The following is a 16,498-nucleotide window of genomic DNA, read 5'->3' on the forward strand; positions in this document are numbered from 1 at the left end:
CGCTCTGAGCGCTCCTTTTTCTTTTGAGGTCGCTGAAAGCACGTCACACGAGAAAAGGATTTGAACGCCGTTCCTCTCCGAAGCGCCCTCCCGGACCGTGACCACAGATGAAGCCGATGTCATCTCCGAGAGGAAGAAGCTTTTCCTTGATGGAACGGATCAGCGCAGGATGATCACCACCTGGCAGGTCGGTACGCCCTACAGACCCGCGGAACAGAACGTCGCCAACATGGGCGAATTTCGCCGCGCGATTGTAATAGACGACATGGCCCGGCGCATGACCGGGACAATGCAGGACCTCAAACTCATGAGATCCGAACGATACCCTGTCGCCCTCCACCAGAAAACGATCCGGCTCACAGTTGCGCACGGCTCCTGTCAGCCCGAAACGGTGCGCCTGATTTTCGAGATTTGCCAACAGTGGCCGGTCATCCTCATGCGAGCCCAGGATTTCGACGCCAAGCGCGTCTTTGAGTTCCATCGCGCCGCCGGCATGATCAATATGTCCATGCGTGAGCCAGATGGCTGTGGCAGTGATGCCATTGTCCTTCAGGGCTGCAAGAATTCGATCCACGTCTCCGCCGGGATCGACGACGACACCGACCTTGTCCCCCTCATCGAAAAGGATGGTACAATTCTGCTGGAACGGCGTGACAGGAACGATGCCGGCATTGATCTGACCCATGATGATCCTTTCGTTGTCGGCATTGCCGCGGTCGGTAAATCGCCCCTGATGTAGGATCGGAGCCGGCCGGCGTCCACTGCAATCACGAATTGCGCAAACACAAAGGGCGGCCGAAGCCGCCCTTTGCCCATGCAAACATGGTTTTCGATTATTTCTTCATGGCGTTCATGACCGCACCGACAATGCCGGTGAGGATCGCGCCACCACCAGCACCGCCGATGATGTTGTTCAGGTTGAGGGCCCCGCCGAGACCTTCTGCCGCTGCCGTTGCTGCTGCCGGATCGATGCCGCCGCCCAACAGGCTTCCGAGGATGGCCGCACCGCCGATCCCCCCGATCGCACCGCTGAGAATTTTGGGAAGCTGGCCCATTGCGGCCTGTTTGACTGCCGCACCGACGGCCTGACCACCGATAATACCGGTGACGATCTGCACGATGATAGGAAGAAGCGTTTCCATCCGTGATCCCTCTCGAAAATCCCGACTCGCCTGAGCCGGATTTTTTCACTGAGACTCTGATTTCACCGAATGTCAAACCGGCATAGACAAAGGGGAATGGTGATGAACCATTCCCCTTTCGAAATCGAAATAAATTAGATTTTTATTCCGCAGCGATCGCCTGCTTCGGCTGCACGGCAGCCGAATAGTCGTTCATAAGATTCTTGGCGATCTCACCAACCTCGAAGCGATACGGACCGATCTCCGACACCGGTGTCACCTCTGCAGCCGTACCTGTCAGGAAGCACTGCTCGAAACCTTCCAGTTCCTCCGGCTGAATCGCGCGCTCGATAACCTCGTAGCCACGATCGCGGGCAAGGCCGATCACAGTGCGGCGGGTAATGCCGTCGAGGAAGCAATCGGGCGTCGGCGTATGGATCTTGCCATCCTTGACGAAGAAGATGTTGGCGCCGGTCGCCTCAGCAACCTGCCCGCGCCAGTCGAGCATCATAGCGTCGGCGTAGCCCTTCGCTTCAGCCGCATGCTTGGAAATCGTGCAGATCATATAGAGGCCGGCAGCCTTCGATTTCGACGGAGCGGTGCGCGGATCCGGACGACGATACTCGGCAATGTCGAGGCGAATGCCCTTGAGCTTCTGTTCCGGATCGAAGTAGCTCGGCCACTGCCAGATAGCGATCGCAACGTTGATGCGGTTGTTCTGGGCCGAAACACCCATCTGCTCGCTGCCACGCCATGCGATCGGGCGCACATAGGCGTCCTTGAAGCCCTGCTTCTTCAGCAGTTCGGCGCAGGCTTCATCAATCTCTGCAACAGAGTAAGGAATCTTGAAGCCCAGAATACGGGCCGATTCGTGCAGGCGCTCCGTATGTTCCGTCAGCTTGAAAATCTCACCACCATAGGCCCGCTCGCCCTCGAATACGGCGCTGGCATAGTGAAGTCCGTGCGTAAGTACATGAATCTTGGCGTCCGCCCATTTGACGAACTCACCATTCATCCAGATATAGCCGTCGAGCTGGTCGAAGGAAACGGATGCCATGACATAACCTCCCGCGAGCAACCTTGCCCGCATAAGTCTGTGTGTTGAATTTTGATCCGGCAGCGACGAAAGCCCGCCAAACGGAAGCCTAGGCCCATATTGTGGCCATGGCAAACTCAGGAAGTTCCGGATTTCCGGCTCAGCCTTGCGTTTTCGGTCGCAATAAGCCCTAAAGCTTGTCAAAAATTATCATTGGGCGCAGAATACGTCAACAGTGCTGACATAATTCTTTCTGGAGAGATATGCTGAAGGAAATTACCGCTGAAGAGGCACCGATCCGGGATGCGGTCGCCAATGAGGACGGCATCGATTTTACGCTGATCGAGCTGTTCTTCTTTGCCTATCGCGACTTCACCTCGGATCCGGACCAGATGCTTGCGGAGTATGGCTTCGGGCGTGCTCACCATCGGGTGCTGCACTTCGTCAACCGCAGGCCGGGCCTCACCGTGGCGGAATTGCTGGATGTTCTGAAGATCACCAAACAGTCGCTGGCGCGCGTTCTCAAACAGCTGCTCGATACGGGCCATATCATGCAGTTGCAGGGTCCGCGCGATCGCCGCCAGCGTGAACTTTATCCCACGGCCAAGGGCCGCGAACTCGCACTTGCCCTTTCCCGGCCACAGTCGCGCCGGATACATGACGCATTGACGGAAGTCGAAGGCGAGGCGAGAAAGTCTATCGAGCAGTTCCTCAAGGCGATGGTGAACCCGGAGCTGAGGGCACAGATCGACGCCGATCCCTCGCACCGCGGGGCAGACGACGAGGAGTAACGGCATGGAAGGCACCGACAGGCTGGATCAGCAGGCCAACGCGCCGGATGACGATGCGTTTCACCTGCTCGTCGTCGATGACGACACCCGCATCCGCAACCTGCTCAGGCAGTTCCTGAGCGAAAACGGTTTCCGTGTCACCGTGGCCGGAACCGCGGCGGAAGCGCGGCGCAAGCTCGCCGGCCTGGATTTCGACCTGCTGGTGCTCGACGTCATGATGCCGGGCGAAACAGGCGTCGATCTGACCAAGTCCCTGCGCGCCGAGCGCGATGTCCCCATCCTGATGCTGACCGCTCTTTCCGAGACGGACAACCGCATCACCGGTCTGGAGGCGGGCGCCGACGATTACCTGTCCAAGCCTTTTGATCCGCGCGAGCTTATCCTGCGGATCAACAACATATTGCGCCGCGGCGGCCCGGCCACCACGCCCAAGGTCGAGCAGCTGGTGTTCGGGCCCTACACCTTCCAGATATCAAAGCGCGAACTGAAGCGCGGCAGCGAAGTGCTGAAGCTGACGGACCGCGAGCAGGAAATCCTTGCTATCTTCGCCGAACGCGCCGGCGAGACCATACCCCGCCATGAACTCGTGGGAGAGGATTCGGAGGTTGGCGAGCGCACCATCGACGTGCAGATCAACCGCCTGCGCCGCAAGATCGAGCGTGATCCTTCCAATCCCGTGTGGCTGCAGACGGTGCGCGGTATTGGGTATCGGCTCAGCGTGGAATAAGGTGCTGACAACGGCCCACAGAGCGGCCGATCAAAGCCAGGCGCAGGCCGAGACAGAATGACGACAGCAGATTTGCAGGGTTCGCCACCCGACGGATTTCGCGCCCGGCTCGAACGCGCAGCCGCTGCAGTGAGAAAAGCCTGGCGCAGGTTCTGGCGGCTGGTTTCACTTTATATGCCGAAGCGGCTCTATGCCCGCTCGCTCATCATCATCATCGCGCCGATGATTTTGCTGCAATCGGTCATCGCCTTCGATTTTATGGAACGGCATTGGCAGACGGTGACACAGCGCCTGTCGCAGGCGGTGACGCGTGACATCGCGGCCATCATCGATCTTCTGGAAACCTATCCGAACGAAGCGGATTACGCCAACGTCATCCGCATCGCGCAGGACAGGATGCAGCTCAAGGTCGACCTGCTTCCGCCCGAGCCCCTGCCCTCGCCCGGCCCCAAGCCCTTCTTCTCGATCCTCGACCAGATCCTGTCGGAAGAGATTACCCGCCAGATCAACCGGCCATTCTGGCTGGATACGGTCGGCAATTCCAATATCATCGAAGTCCGCATCCAGCTCGAAGGCCGGGTGCTGCGGGTGTTCGTACGCCGCAGCCAGGCCTATGCTTCCAACACGCATATCTTCCTTCTGTGGATGGTCGGAACCTCGCTGGTACTTCTGATGATCGCCATTCCCTTCCTGCGCAATCAGATCCGGCCGATCCTGGCGCTTGCGGAGGCTGCCGAAAGTTTCGGGAAGGGCCGTCCCATGCCGCGCGATTTCCGCCCGCGAGGCGCGGAAGAAGTGCGGCGCGCAGGCTTTGCCTTCATGCAGATGCGCGAACGCATCGAGCGCCAGATCGAGCAGCGCACCGCCATGCTCACCGGCGTCAGCCATGACCTGCGCACCATCCTGACCCGGTTCAAATTGCAACTGGCGCTGACCCGCAGCAAGGCCGACATAGAGGCGCTCGGCAAAGACATAGACGATATGCAGTCCATGCTCGAAGGCTACCTTGCCTTCGCGCGCGGCGAAGCCGCCGAGGATACCGGGCCGTTCGATCTGGCCGCCTGTTTCCAGAGGCTCGAGGATGAAGCAAGGCTGCGTAAATGCAGGCTGGAAACCTCGATCACCGGCTCACCCAATGTCCATGTCAGGCCAAACGCGTTTTCGCGGCTTATCGCCAATGTGGTCGGGAACGCATTCCGCTATGCCCAGTCAGTGGAGATCCATGCTTCGCACGGAGACGGCTGGCTCACTCTCACCATAGACGACGACGGGCCGGGCATTCCCGAGGAAAAGCGCGAGGAGGTTTTCAAGCCTTTCGTGCGGCTTGACGAAGCCCGCAATCTCGATGCCAGCGGCACGGGATTGGGATTGCCGATCGCACGCGATATTGCGCGCAGCCATGGCGGCGACCTCGCTTTTGCAGACAGCCCGCTTGGTGGCCTGCGTGCAACGATCAGGATACCGGCTTAATCGCCATCAGGCCGAACGCCGGTCGAGACGTTGCACCAGCCGGTCGCCGACCCACTGCAACGCGCACACCATGACGATCAGAATGGCGACAACCGCAACCATCACCGTGGTTTCAAAGCGCTGATAGCCATAGCGTATGGCAAGATCGCCAAGCCCGCCCGCTCCGATGGCACCGGCCATGGCGGATGCGCCCACCAGCGTGACAAGTGTGACGGTAAAACCGGCAACAATACCGGGCATTGCCTCCGGCACCAGCACCTCCCGTACAATCGTCCAGCGTGACCCTCCCATGGCCCGGACGGCCTCGATGAGGCCGGGGTCGACCTCACGCAGCGAGACTTCGGCAATGCGGGCGTAATAGGGAGTGGCTGCGATGGACAGCGGCACGATCGCCGCCCAGGTGCCAATCGACGTTCCCGCGATCAATCGCGTGACCGGGATGAGCGCCACCAGCAGGATGATGAACGGCACCGAACGGAATCCGTTCACAACTGCTCCCAATATGCGGTTCACCCAGAGATTTTCCGAGATGCCCCCGCGATCCGTCGCCACCAGCGCCAGCCCCAGCGGAAGCCCGAAGACAAAGGAGACAACGCCGGAAGCCCCGGTCATCAGCACCGTCTCCCAAAGCGAGCGGAGAAAAAGATCAATCATTGCCGAAGACATGGCCCAGCACCTCAACCCGGGCTCCGCGACCCGTCAGAAATTGAACAGTTTGAGAAAGATCGGGCTCGCCGGAGGCAACACCGAGGAACAAGGTTCCCACCGGACGGCCCTGAACGCGGGAAATTCCGCCGTGAATGAAGCGGAACGGACCGGCCGTCGCGGCAAGATCCGCCAGGAGCGGCCCAAGGGCTGCCTCCCCGGCGACATCGACGCGCAACACGGCCTCCGATCCGAGCGTCGGCGAAAGCTTTGATGCAATCTCTTCCGGCAACTGAGGGCGGATGCCCTGCAGGAGGCTTCTGGCGACTTCCGACTGCGGATCGGCGAAAACCTGCCACACAGCGCCTTCTTCGACGATGCGGCCGGCGTCGATGACCGCCACGCGGTCGGCGATGGAACGCACAACCTCCATCTCATGGGTGATAAGTATGATGGTCAGCCCGAGCTGACGATTGATGTCCTTGAGCAGGGTCAGAATCGAGCGCGTGGTTTCGGGATCAAGCGCGGAAGTCGCCTCGTCGGACAACAGAAGTGCTGGGCGGGCCGCGAGCGCGCGGGCGATGCCGACGCGCTGCTTCTGCCCGCCGGAGAGCGCGGCAGGATAAGCCTTGGCCTTGTTGGAAAGCCCCACCAAATCCAGCAATTCCGCGGCTCGCCGCAGGCGTTCGGCCCTTCCCACACCCTCGATCTTGAGCGGCAGGGCGACATTCTCCTCCACGGTCTTGGCCGAGAGAAGGTTGAAATGCTGGAAGATCATGCCGATACGCCGACGCAGCGGCTGCAGCTGCTTTTCGCCCAGCCGGCTTATCTCGCGTCCTTCGATATAAACTTCGCCGGAATCCGGCCGCTCCAGCCCGTTCAGGCAGCGGATCAGCGTCGACTTGCCTGCACCGCTGCGACCGATAATTCCAATGATTTCTCCTTTATCGACGCTCAGGGAAACGCCATCGAGAGCCGCCGTGCTTCCGAAGCGACGCCGAACCTCGACAAGCCTGACCACGGATTCGGTGGCAGCAGCCTGCCGCTGGTCCGGGGCGAGCGCTCCTGCATGCTGGTTCATCGTGCCGTCTTTCATATGCCGGGATACCATTTTCACCCCGCTGCATCGATCTGCTTCACGCGCAAACGCGGCCCACCACCGATGCAGCGGGCCGCCTTTCCTTGCGCCAAATCCAAAGGTCGGGCAATGGCCGTTCGATCATTCGGATCAAACGGCCCCGGGGCGAAACGCGCCTCTTGCTCGGATCAGTAAGCGGAAACGCCTGATCCCTTATAGATGCTGTCGAAAACAGCCTTGACCTCGTCATTCTGGTAGGAGGCGACAAGCTTCTTTACCCACGGCGCATCCTTATCCTCGGCACGAACCGCGATGAAGTTGCGATATGGATTGTTTTCGATCGTTTCCTTCGCGATCTGAATATCGGCGGTCAGTCCGCTTTTCAGCGCCCAGTCGGTGTTGACCACAGCCCCGTCGAGATCATCCACCGAACGCCCGACGATACCGGCGTCCAGTTCCTTGATGTCGAGCTTCTTCGGGTTCTCGGCGATATCGGTGACGGTGGCGAGAATGCCCGCGCCCTCGCGCAGCTTGATCAGCCCCGCATCTTCAAGAACGCGCAGCGCACGGCCTTCATTCGAAGGGTCGTTCGGCACGCCAATCACCGCGCCATCAGGAAGCTCGGCAAGCGACTTGTGCTTCTTGGAGTAGAGGCCAACCGGCCACAGCGCCGTATAGCCGGCAACAACGATCTTGTAGCCCTGCGTGGCGATCTGATTCTCCAGATAAGGCTCGTGCTGGAAGGCATTGGCGTCGATCTCGCCACGCGCCAGCGCCTCATTGGGCTGGGTGTAGTCGTTGAAGATAACCGTCTCGACGGTCAGTCCCTGCTTGGCAGCCTGCTCTTTCACGGCAACCCAGGTGTCTTCCTCTTCGCCGGCCATGATGCCGACTTTCAGAGAGGTCTTGTCCTGCGCATCGGCTGACGGAACCAGTGTCAGCGCCCCAACAGTGAATACGGAAGCCGCAAGGGCGAGCAGCGCAGCTCGACGGCTGGTAACAGCAACAGCACGCGAAGTGGTCTCGAAGATGGTCATGACAGGTCTCACAAGCCTTGGAAGGATAAGGGGCAGCGTCGCGTCTTGCGAAGCTTGCCTTATCCTCGACAATCGCCACCCCTTTCTCAAAGGATGGAATTTCTGTAATTTCAATTTAATGGGATTTTGTATTCAAAAATACGAATTATGAAGAAATTATTTTCAAACCCAACAGCTGCGAGACCAGATCTCGTAAAATACGAGTCTGCCTGAACTGACCGCCACAAAAGAGAAAATGCGCACAGCGAGCCTCAAAACCAAGGTACGCGTCAGTCGTCAGTGCAGACGGCTGCCATTGGGAACCCTGCGCTCGACGGCGCCGAGTACGATATCGCCGTTTTCATCGGAGAAGCCCAGAGTGAGCACTTCGGACATGAACGGCCCGATCTGGCGCGGCGGAAAATTCACCACAGCAAAAATCTGGCGCCCGACCAGCGCCTCCGGCGAATAGTGACGCGTGATCTGGGCGGACGATTTCTTGACGCCGATCTCAGGCCCGAAATCGATTTTCAGCTTGATGGCGGGCTTGCGCGCCTCGGGAAATGGCTCGGCCTCGACCACGGTGCCCGTCCGGATATCGACCTTGTCGAAATCGGCGAAAGTAATATCCGGCTTGCGCGCCGCCTCAGAACTCATATCCGCTCGACCTCAAACCTTAGGCGTTGCCATGTGTCTCGAACAGGACGCTGGCCAGCGCGTCCTTGGCCGAAGTTCCCGACCAGACGACGAACTGGAACGCCTGGAAATAGCACTCGCACGCTTCGAGAGCCGAAGACAGCAGCACCTCGACCTGCTGGCTGGAGGGCTCCACCCCGCCGGCAAGCAGGAGGGATTGCCTGAACATGATCGCGCCTTCCTGCTCCCACAGGTCGAAATGCCCGAACAGCATCTGCTCGTTGATGAGCGACAGAAGACGCATCACTTCCAGTGCCCTGTTCTCGGGCACCTTGATGTCGAAGGCGCAGGCAAGATGCAACGCCTCGAAATCCTCCATCCACGAAAAGGAGACATGATATTCCGTCCAGCTACCGGCGACGGAAATGGAGATTTCATCATCGCCGGCCCGTTCGAAGGACCAGTCATTGTTGTGGGCGACCTGCTCGATCACATCCACGGGATGTATTTCGCGCGAGACTTCGAGTTCGAGGAGTTCCATCTACTGCTTCCCGTCGTTCGCACGGATGCCGCCACTCACTCCATGGCAGGCACCACACCGAACATTATAATTTTTAGAACTCGGACGGTCTGGACTGCTCGACGCAACAACAACCCATGACCGGACCCCACCGCCCGGCGCATGATCGCCTTCACGAATCATGCAACAAATTCAGTGTATTGATCCGGAGACTCGTGACCAGCCCAATTTTGGGAAAACGGCCATTCGCATGTGGACAGCCATCAGGCGCAGGATTCAGTGCCGACAGGTAAGCGATTCATGACAAAGAGCTTTTCCAGAATCGCCCTTTGTGGAAAACTTTTAAAATTATTTCCTGGCGCGGGAGCCAGAGGCGGCGGCCGACTTGTCAGCAGATGCCGTAAGGTCGGCAATTCTTGCCTCAAGCGCGTCAATACGTGCAGAAAGCTTCGCATTTTCCTCGCGAGCCTTGAGCGCCATGTCGCGGGCAGCCTCGAATTCCTCGCGCTGCACGATGTCCATGGAATTGAGGATGCGCTCCGCCTGGCCCCGGAAGGCCGTTTCCACTTCGCGCCTGACTCCCTGCGCAGCGCCTGCCGCGTCGGTCATCAGCTTGGCGAATTCGTCCAGAATGCGATTGGATCCGTTTGACATGGCTGCACCTCGCTCGATGGTTTTGACGTAGTGGCCCTCGGTTACGAATGCAAGTGGGACTGCAGATGCAAGTGCATCCGCACAACACCTCCATGCATTAACTGCACTTCGCCTGCGCCAGCCTTTTGCTCTGCCTTGACCCTGCCGAAACACTGCCGCATGGTCCGCGCCAACCCAAATCGTATGAGGATGCCTCTTTGAGCTTTCCTTCCCTGCTGCCGGTGGCTGCACTTCCGTTTCCCGAGATCGATCCTGTGCTCTTACAGATCGGCCCGCTCGCCATTCACTGGTACGGCCTCGCCTACGTGGCAGGCATCGTCTTCGCCTGGTGGTACGCCAGGCGGCTGGTTTCCAACCCGCGCCTGTGGCCGGACGGCACATTGCCCATGAAGCCGCAGGACATCGACGATTTCGTCATGTGGGCGGCCGTCGGCGTGGTTCTGGGCGGACGCATCGGCTACGTGCTGTTCTACGATTTCGCCCGCTATATTGCCAATCCGGCCGACATCTTCGCGGTCTGGCAGGGGGGCATGTCCTTCCATGGCGGCATTCTCGGCACCACGATCGCGATGTACCTGTTTGCCCGCTCGCGGGGCATACGGCCCTGGTCGCTGTTCGATGTGGTCGCCGCCGGCGTTCCGGTCGGGCTTGGCCTGGGGCGGCTGGCCAATTTCATCAATTCGGAACTCTGGGGTCGCACCTCGGACGTATCGTGGGCGGTGCTGTTTCCGAATGGCGGTCCGCTGCCGCGCCATCCGAGCCAGCTCTATGAAGGCCTGCTGGAAGGTGTGGTGCTTTTCCTCGTTCTGCGCTTGCTCACCCATTCCTGCCTGAAACTGAAGGCCCCACGCTACATCTCGGGCGCGTTCATCTGCGGCTACGGCCTGTCCCGCATCTTCGTCGAATTCTTCCGGGAACCGGATGCGCATATCGGCTACCTCGCCGGCAACTGGCTAACCATGGGTATGCTGCTCTCCCTGCCGATGGTTCTGCTGGGCATATGGGCGATGGCGACCGCGAAGGCCCTGCCCCACTCCGCGCAAGCATGACAAGGCTGGGAGAACGCATCGCCGAACTGATAGCCGCGGACAGCCCCATTCCGGTCAGCGAATATATGGCGCTTTGCCTGTTCGACCCGCAGCACGGCTATTACACGACCCGCGAACCCTTCGGCGCCGGTGGCGACTTCATCACCGCTCCGGAAATCAGCCAGATGTTCGGCGAACTGGTTGCAGCCTGGCTCTATCAGGCATGGCTGGCGAATGGCCGCCCCATGCCCGCCACCATAGCCGAGATCGGCCCCGGTCGCGGAACGCTGATGAAGGACATGCTGCGCACATGGTCGCGGATCGACCCCGCCTTTTTCAGCGCCGCGAATTTCGCACTGGTGGAAACCAGCCCGCGACTTGTCGGAATCCAGCGCGACACGCTGGGCCCGGCGGCAGAACGCATCACATGGCATGAGAGCGTTGCAAGCCTTGGCGATACTCCGCTTTTCATCGTCGGCAACGAATTGTTCGATGCCCTTCCCATTCGACAGTTCGTGCAAACCGCGGCGGGCTGGCGCGAGCGCATGGTGGGTCTCGACGAGAACGGTGTTCTGGCATTCTTTGCCGGCATGGCGTCGCTCGACCCTGCGCTTCTGCCGCCGGGCGCGGCTTCTGCTCCGCAGGGCGCCATCCTCGAACTTGCCCCGGCACGAAACGCCCTGATGGCCGAAATAGCCGCACGCATTTCAGCCCGGGGCGGCGCCGGTTTATTCATCGACTATGGTTATCTGCAGCCGGGCGTCGGTGATACCTTGCAGGCGCTGAAGAACCATGCCTTCGATGACGTTCTGGCCAATCCCGGCGAGGCCGACCTGACCAGCCATGTTGATTTCTGTGCGCTTTCGGATGTCGCGCAGGCACATGGTCTGAGGGCGATGACTGCCACGCAAGGCTCTTTCCTGCTCGCCATGGGTCTTCTGGAACGCGCCGGCAATCTGGGCGCCAATGCAGACGAGGCCGGTCGCGATGCGATCTCCGCTCAGGTGGAACGGCTGGCCGGCCCCGATCAGATGGGCGACCTTTTCAAGGTTCTCGCCGTGCTGCCTGAAAACGTGAAGGACGTGGCTTTTCCGGCTGGAGATTGACACTCGCCTGTCTCCCGCCGCACTCTGGTTCACTGTGACGCGAACGGAAGCCCGCACAGCTCCCGCTTGACGAAACGGTCCGGGGAGACAACAAAGCCGCAATGGTGAATCAGAAAAAACCGGAACCGATCCGCTCTCCGCTACTGGACAAGGCCGGGACAGACGGCATCCGCCACGGCTATTTCACACGCACAGGCGGCGTATCCGAAGGTATCTATCGCGGCCTCAACATCGGCACCGGATCGCAGGACGATCAGGCGCTGGTGGCTGAAAACCGCAGGCGCGTGGCCGATTGGATGGGCGTCGGCCCCGATCATCTGCTGACCGCCTGGCAGGTTCATTCGCCGGACGTCGTTGTGGCACGCGAGCCGTTCATTGGTGATCGCCCGAAGGCCGATGCCATCGTGACCGACCGGCCGGGCATTGCTGTCGGCGCCTCCACGGCGGATTGCGGTCCCGTACTGTTTGCCGATCCGCAGGCAGGGGTCGTCGGCGCCGCACATGCTGGCTGGAAAGGCGCGCTCACAGGCGTTCTGGAAAATACGATCGCTGCCATGGAAGGCCTTGGCGCACGGCGCGACGGCATCGTCGCCGTGCTTGGCCCTTCCATCAGCGGCAGGAATTATGAGGTCGGCCCGGAATTCCGCGATCGGTTCCTGTCCGCCGCCCCCGCCAATGAGCGCTGGTTCATTCCTTCCGGCCGTGCGGGCCATTTCCTGTTCGACCTCAACGGCTACACTGTGGAGCGTCTGCGCAACGCGGGCGTGACCGCCGAAGCGCTGGGACGCTGCACCTATGATGAGGATGAGCTGTTCTATTCCTATCGCCGCACAACCCACCGAAACGAGCCGGACTATGGCCGGCAGATTTCGGTGATCGTTCTGGAGAGGTAAGCAATCATGGCGCTGCATTTCGAACGTTCCGAATTCGATGCCCGCCGCGACCGGCTGATGATCGAGCTGGCTGAACGCAAGCTGGACGCGATCCTGCTGTTCGCGCAGGAAAGCATGTACTGGCTGACCGGATACGACACCTTCGGCTTCTGCTTCTTCCAGTGCCTGGTCGTGAAGGCCGATGGTTCCATGACGCTGCTGACGCGCTCTGCCGATCTGCGTCAGGCGCGCAACACGTCCATCATCGAAAACGTCGTTCTGTGGACCGACCGCGAGGGTGCCAATCCGGCCATAGACCTGCGCAACCTGCTCAACGAGCTTGACCTGCTGGGCGCGCGCATCGGCGTCGAATACGATACGCACGGCCTTACCGCCTATAATGGCCGCCGGCTGGACGAGCAGCTGCAGACCTTCGGCCAGATTGCCGATGCATCCGGCATTGTCGGGCGCCTGAGGCTTTTCAAAAGCCCGGCCGAGATCCTCAAAGTTGAAAAAGCAGCCGCTCTGTCCGATGACGCCCTGGACGCGGCCCTTCCGCTTATTAAGCAGGGCGGCGACGAGGCGGCCATCCTCGCCGCGATGCAGGGAACCGTTCTTGCCGGCGGCGGCGACTACCCCGCCAATGAATTCATCGTCGGTTCCGGACCGGACGCCCTCTTGTGCCGCTACAAGGCCGGCCGCCGGAAACTGAACAAGAACGACCAGCTTACGCTGGAATGGGCCGGCGTCTTTCATCATTATCATGCGCCGATGATGTGCACGGCGCTTACCGGCAAGGCGTCCAAACGCCATCAGGAGCTTTTCGAGGCCGCGCAGGCTGCCCTGCTCGCCATCGAGAAAACGCTTACGCCCGACAACACATTCGGTGACGTTTTCGACGCCCATGCCCGGACCATGGAAGCGCACGGGCTGACGAGGCACCGGCTCAACGCCTGCGGCTATTCGGTCGGCGCACGCTTTGCCCCGTCCTGGATGGACATGCCCATGTTCTATCAGGGCAATCAGGAGCCCATCGCTCCCAACATGACGCTGTTCGCCCATGTGATCATCATGGATTCGGAAACCGAGACGGCAATGACGCTCGGACGAACCTATCTCACCACCGAATCTCAGGCCCGGTCTCTTTCGCGTCATGATCTCGACTTGATCGTGAAGTGATACGTTCCATCCCGGGATATGTATGATCCCGCGGCATATGGAGTATTGAGGGACATGAGCCGAAGATCCCTGTCGAGCTTGTTTTTGGTGGCACTGACCGTTTCGGCCTGCAACAGTTCAAGTGTGCTCGATCCGTCCTCTGCTTCCCCCGGCCCCGCGGCATCGGCTGCAGCAGGCACCGCATCTGCGCCCCCCTCACCTCAGCCGCAACCCGGGAACAGCAAGGCAAGGCTTCAGATTGCGCCAATCGTCGGTGCATCGGTGGAGGCAGCGGGGCCGCTGATGGAAGCACTTCAGCAGAAGGCGCGCCAGCGCGGCATAACACTGACCGGCAGTTCCGGTCAGAGTGCGACCCACGTCCTGAAAGGCTATTTTTCCGTTCTGACCGAGGAGGGCCAGACCACAGTCATCTACGTCTGGGATGTCTACGATCCAGCCGGAAGCCGCCTGCACCGTATCTCTGGTCAGCAGAAGGCGCCTACGGTGAATTCTGCCGAAGGCTGGCCCGGCGTAGCACCGGCCACGCTCGGTTCCATTGCCGACACGACCATCGACCAGCTTTCGGGCTGGCTGGGCAGTCAGTCTGTGCAGGAGTGATGCGATCATATCGCCTGCGACATTTTCCCTGCGCCTTAATGGCCATATATGCCCGGAATCTTGGGATTTGCGCGGAGAATCCGGTTTGCGACGCTTGCAATACTGTCCAAGGCGGCTAAAAACCCCCTAAATTTTTCTCCGGGAACAAGACATGAAACTCTTTGCGGGCAATTCCAACAGGGTGCTGGCCGAGGCGGTCGCCCGCTATCTGAACATTCCCCTCGGCAAGGCCAGTGTGCGCCGCTTCGCCGATCAGGAAATTTTCGTCGAGATTCAGGAGAATGTGCGTGGTGAGGACGTCTTCGTCCTTCAGTCCACCTCCTACCCGACCAACGATCATCTGATGGAACTGCTCATCATGATCGACGCGTTCATGCGCTCCTCGGCGCGTCGCATCACCGCCGTCATTCCCTATTTCGGTTACGCTCGTCAGGACCGCCGCGCATCGGGCCGCACCCCGATCTCGGCCAAGCTGGTCGCCAACATGATCACCCGCGCCGGCGCCAGCCGCGTGCTGACGCTCGATCTCCACGCCGGCCAGATCCAGGGCTTCTTCGACATCCCTACCGACAACCTGTTTTCGGTTCCGGTGATGGCTCGTGATGTGAAGGCCAAGTACAAACAGCTCAACAACGTCATGGTCGTGTCTCCCGATACGGGTGGCGTGGTGCGCGCCCGCGCGCTGGCCAAGCGGCTGGACGCACAGCTTGCCATCGTCGACAAGCGCCGCGAACGGCCGGGCGAATCCGAAGTCATGAACGTCATCGGTGACGTCCATGGCAAGGACTGCCTGCTGATCGATGACATCGTCGATTCCGGCGGCACGCTCTGCAATGCAGCAGACGCCCTTCTGGAAAAGGGCGCGACCAGCGTCACCGCCTATATCACTCATGGTGTGCTTTCCGGAGGCGCGGCCGCCCGAATTGCCGGCTCGCGCCTGCAGGAACTCGTCATCACCGATTCCATCGAGCCAACTCAGGCCGCACTGGACGCACCGAACATCCGCACCATCACCATCGCCGATCTTCTTGGCGAGGCGATCTCGCGCACGGCCTCCGAGCAGTCGGTTTCAAGCCTCTTCGACTGATACCGGTCCTTTTCCATCACGATGAATGCCGCCGTTTTTCGCGAACGACGGTATGTGATGGTCTGCCTTCATTCAGATTAGCAGTTCCTGCCGCAGCGGCCGCTCCGCCTCGAAGGATCGGCGCAGATAGTTGCGCGGCGACGCACCCAACATGCGCTTGAACATGGTGGTGAATGCCGGCACGCTGTCATAGCCGAGGTCCAGCGCGACACTGGTGATCGGCTCTCCATCGGCCAGTCGCGGCAAGGCGGCAAACAGCAACGCCTGCTGGCGCCATGTCGAGAGCGAGAGACCCGTTTCCCGGTGAAAGGTGCGGGTGAATGACCGCCGGCTCATCCCCAGCAATTCCGCCCAGTCGTCGATGGTCGTGTGCGGCGAAGGCTCCGCAAGAAAGCGCCGGCACAGCGCGGCAATACGCGGATCTGACGGAAAAGTAAGTCCGAGAGGCCGCTCAGGAAGACGCGGAATTTCAAGCAGCAGAAGGTTCAGCAGCAGAATCCTCCGCTCCGATGGCGCGGACTGAGCAGGTTTCTGAACCGCCTCGATGATGAGGCTGCGCATCAGATCGCTGACCGCGACGACCCGCAGCCGTGAGGGAAGCCCTTCGATCGCATCCGGGAGCACATAGACGGAACGCATGCTGACGTCGCCCAGCATTTCAACCGAATGCACGATGCCAGCCGGAACCCACATGGCATGGTCCGGCGGCACGATCCATCGCCCGAATTTCGTCTTGATCAGCACCACGCCATGCAGCGCATGCAGAAGCTGTGCCCGGTCGTGATCATGTTCGGGCACCCGATAACCGTCCGGATATTCGCAAGGCAGCGCGACGATGTGATCGCTTTTCTGCTCCAGCCACCGAAGCCGGCGCATATGCATTTCAAACATCGAAACGTCGCCGTTACCGGCAGGGGTCTCTTCCTTCAGCATCA

General features: G+C 60.3%; 19 protein-coding genes. 9 read left to right on the top strand and 10 right to left on the bottom strand.

Going from position 1 to position 16,498, the window contains the following annotated elements; translation table 11 throughout:
* Positions 1-43: 43 nt before the first annotated feature.
* The 3 genes from MIC97_RS06060 to MIC97_RS06070 all read right to left on the bottom strand — a co-directional run bounded on the left by MIC97_RS06060 (position 44) and on the right by MIC97_RS06070 (position 2,178).
* On the bottom strand, positions 44-685 hold the full coding sequence (locus MIC97_RS06060; RefSeq protein ID WP_239799280.1) for an MBL fold metallo-hydrolase: 642 nt from the start codon (positions 683-685) through the stop codon (positions 44-46).
* 148 nt (positions 686-833) lie between these two features.
* Positions 834-1,142, bottom strand: coding sequence for a hypothetical protein (locus MIC97_RS06065; protein ID WP_239799281.1), 309 nt, complete (start codon positions 1,140-1,142; stop codon positions 834-836).
* Positions 1,143-1,284: 142 nt separating this feature from the next.
* A complete protein-coding gene (locus tag MIC97_RS06070) occupies positions 1,285-2,178 on the bottom strand; it encodes a branched-chain amino acid aminotransferase (RefSeq protein ID WP_239799282.1) in 894 nt (297 codons plus the stop codon).
* Positions 2,179-2,420: 242 nt separating this feature from the next.
* Between MIC97_RS06070 and MIC97_RS06075 the strand changes: the two genes are divergently transcribed.
* From MIC97_RS06075 to MIC97_RS06085, 3 genes are read left to right on the top strand one after another with little or no spacing between them, the layout of a single operon-like run.
* On the top strand, positions 2,421-2,948 hold the full coding sequence (locus MIC97_RS06075; RefSeq protein WP_183832585.1) for a MarR family transcriptional regulator: 528 nt from the start codon (positions 2,421-2,423) through the stop codon (positions 2,946-2,948).
* 4 nt (positions 2,949-2,952) lie between these two features.
* A complete protein-coding gene (locus MIC97_RS06080) occupies positions 2,953-3,675 on the top strand; it encodes a response regulator transcription factor (RefSeq protein ID WP_239799283.1) in 723 nt (240 codons plus the stop codon).
* A gap of 57 nt (positions 3,676-3,732) precedes the next feature.
* Complete coding sequence (locus MIC97_RS06085; RefSeq protein WP_239799284.1) at positions 3,733-5,145, top strand: ATP-binding protein; 1,413 nt, start codon at positions 3,733-3,735, stop codon at positions 5,143-5,145.
* A gap of 6 nt (positions 5,146-5,151) precedes the next feature.
* Here MIC97_RS06085 and MIC97_RS06090 read toward each other — a convergent pair whose 3' ends face one another.
* From MIC97_RS06090 to MIC97_RS06115, 6 genes are all read right to left on the bottom strand, one after another.
* A complete protein-coding gene (locus MIC97_RS06090) occupies positions 5,152-5,811 on the bottom strand; it encodes a methionine ABC transporter permease (protein ID WP_239799285.1) in 660 nt (219 codons plus the stop codon).
* Positions 5,792-6,871 carry a methionine ABC transporter ATP-binding protein gene (locus MIC97_RS06095; protein WP_239799286.1) on the bottom strand — a complete coding sequence of 360 codons (1,080 nt, stop codon included), beginning with the start codon at positions 6,869-6,871 and terminating at the stop codon, positions 5,792-5,794. Before MIC97_RS06095 ends, MIC97_RS06090 begins: the two co-directional genes overlap by 20 nt.
* Before the next feature lie 185 nt (positions 6,872-7,056).
* Positions 7,057-7,905, bottom strand: coding sequence for a MetQ/NlpA family ABC transporter substrate-binding protein (locus MIC97_RS06100; protein WP_239799287.1), 849 nt, complete (start codon positions 7,903-7,905; stop codon positions 7,057-7,059).
* A gap of 276 nt (positions 7,906-8,181) precedes the next feature.
* Positions 8,182-8,541 carry a tRNA-binding protein gene (locus MIC97_RS06105; RefSeq protein ID WP_239799288.1) on the bottom strand — a complete coding sequence of 120 codons (360 nt, stop codon included), beginning with the start codon at positions 8,539-8,541 and terminating at the stop codon, positions 8,182-8,184.
* A gap of 19 nt (positions 8,542-8,560) precedes the next feature.
* Entirely contained in the window at positions 8,561-9,061 is a 501-nt protein-coding gene (locus MIC97_RS06110; protein WP_183832592.1) for a YbjN domain-containing protein, read from the bottom strand.
* Positions 9,062-9,388: 327 nt separating this feature from the next.
* Positions 9,389-9,694, bottom strand: a complete 306-nt coding sequence (locus MIC97_RS06115) for an accessory factor UbiK family protein (RefSeq protein WP_183832593.1) — start codon at positions 9,692-9,694, stop codon at positions 9,389-9,391.
* Between the two features lie 197 nt (positions 9,695-9,891).
* Here MIC97_RS06115 and lgt point away from each other — a divergent pair, with 197 nt between their 5' ends.
* The 6 genes from lgt to MIC97_RS06145 all read left to right on the top strand — a co-directional run bounded on the left by lgt (position 9,892) and on the right by MIC97_RS06145 (position 15,563).
* On the top strand, positions 9,892-10,743 hold the full coding sequence (gene lgt, locus MIC97_RS06120) for a prolipoprotein diacylglyceryl transferase (protein ID WP_239799289.1): 852 nt from the start codon (positions 9,892-9,894) through the stop codon (positions 10,741-10,743).
* Positions 10,740-11,828, top strand: a complete 1,089-nt coding sequence (locus MIC97_RS06125) for a class I SAM-dependent methyltransferase (RefSeq protein WP_239799290.1) — start codon at positions 10,740-10,742, stop codon at positions 11,826-11,828. The genes lgt and MIC97_RS06125 overlap by 4 nt, the downstream gene beginning before the upstream one ends.
* Before the next feature lie 101 nt (positions 11,829-11,929).
* The gene (gene pgeF / locus MIC97_RS06130; RefSeq protein ID WP_239799291.1) at positions 11,930-12,721 is read left to right on the top strand and encodes a peptidoglycan editing factor PgeF; all 792 of its coding nucleotides are present in this window, start codon (positions 11,930-11,932) and stop codon (positions 12,719-12,721) included.
* Positions 12,722-12,727: 6 nt separating this feature from the next.
* Positions 12,728-13,879 carry a Xaa-Pro peptidase family protein gene (locus MIC97_RS06135; RefSeq protein ID WP_239799292.1) on the top strand — a complete coding sequence of 384 codons (1,152 nt, stop codon included), beginning with the start codon at positions 12,728-12,730 and terminating at the stop codon, positions 13,877-13,879.
* 282 nt (positions 13,880-14,161) lie between these two features.
* Positions 14,162-14,476 carry a hypothetical protein gene (locus MIC97_RS25205; protein ID WP_345773538.1) on the top strand — a complete coding sequence of 105 codons (315 nt, stop codon included), beginning with the start codon at positions 14,162-14,164 and terminating at the stop codon, positions 14,474-14,476.
* 151 nt (positions 14,477-14,627) lie between these two features.
* Positions 14,628-15,563: a ribose-phosphate pyrophosphokinase gene (locus MIC97_RS06145; protein ID WP_183832599.1), complete on the top strand. Its 936-nt coding sequence runs from the start codon at positions 14,628-14,630 to the stop codon at positions 15,561-15,563.
* Positions 15,564-15,635: 72 nt separating this feature from the next.
* Here MIC97_RS06145 and MIC97_RS06150 read toward each other — a convergent pair whose 3' ends face one another.
* Positions 15,636-16,496, bottom strand: coding sequence for a helix-turn-helix transcriptional regulator (locus MIC97_RS06150; RefSeq protein WP_239799294.1), 861 nt, complete (start codon positions 16,494-16,496; stop codon positions 15,636-15,638).
* Between the last annotated feature and the right edge of the window lie 2 nt (positions 16,497-16,498).

The organism is Aquamicrobium sp. NLF2-7 (assembly GCF_022359935.1).
GTDB lineage: Bacteria > Pseudomonadota > Alphaproteobacteria > Rhizobiales > Rhizobiaceae > Mesorhizobium > Mesorhizobium lusatiense.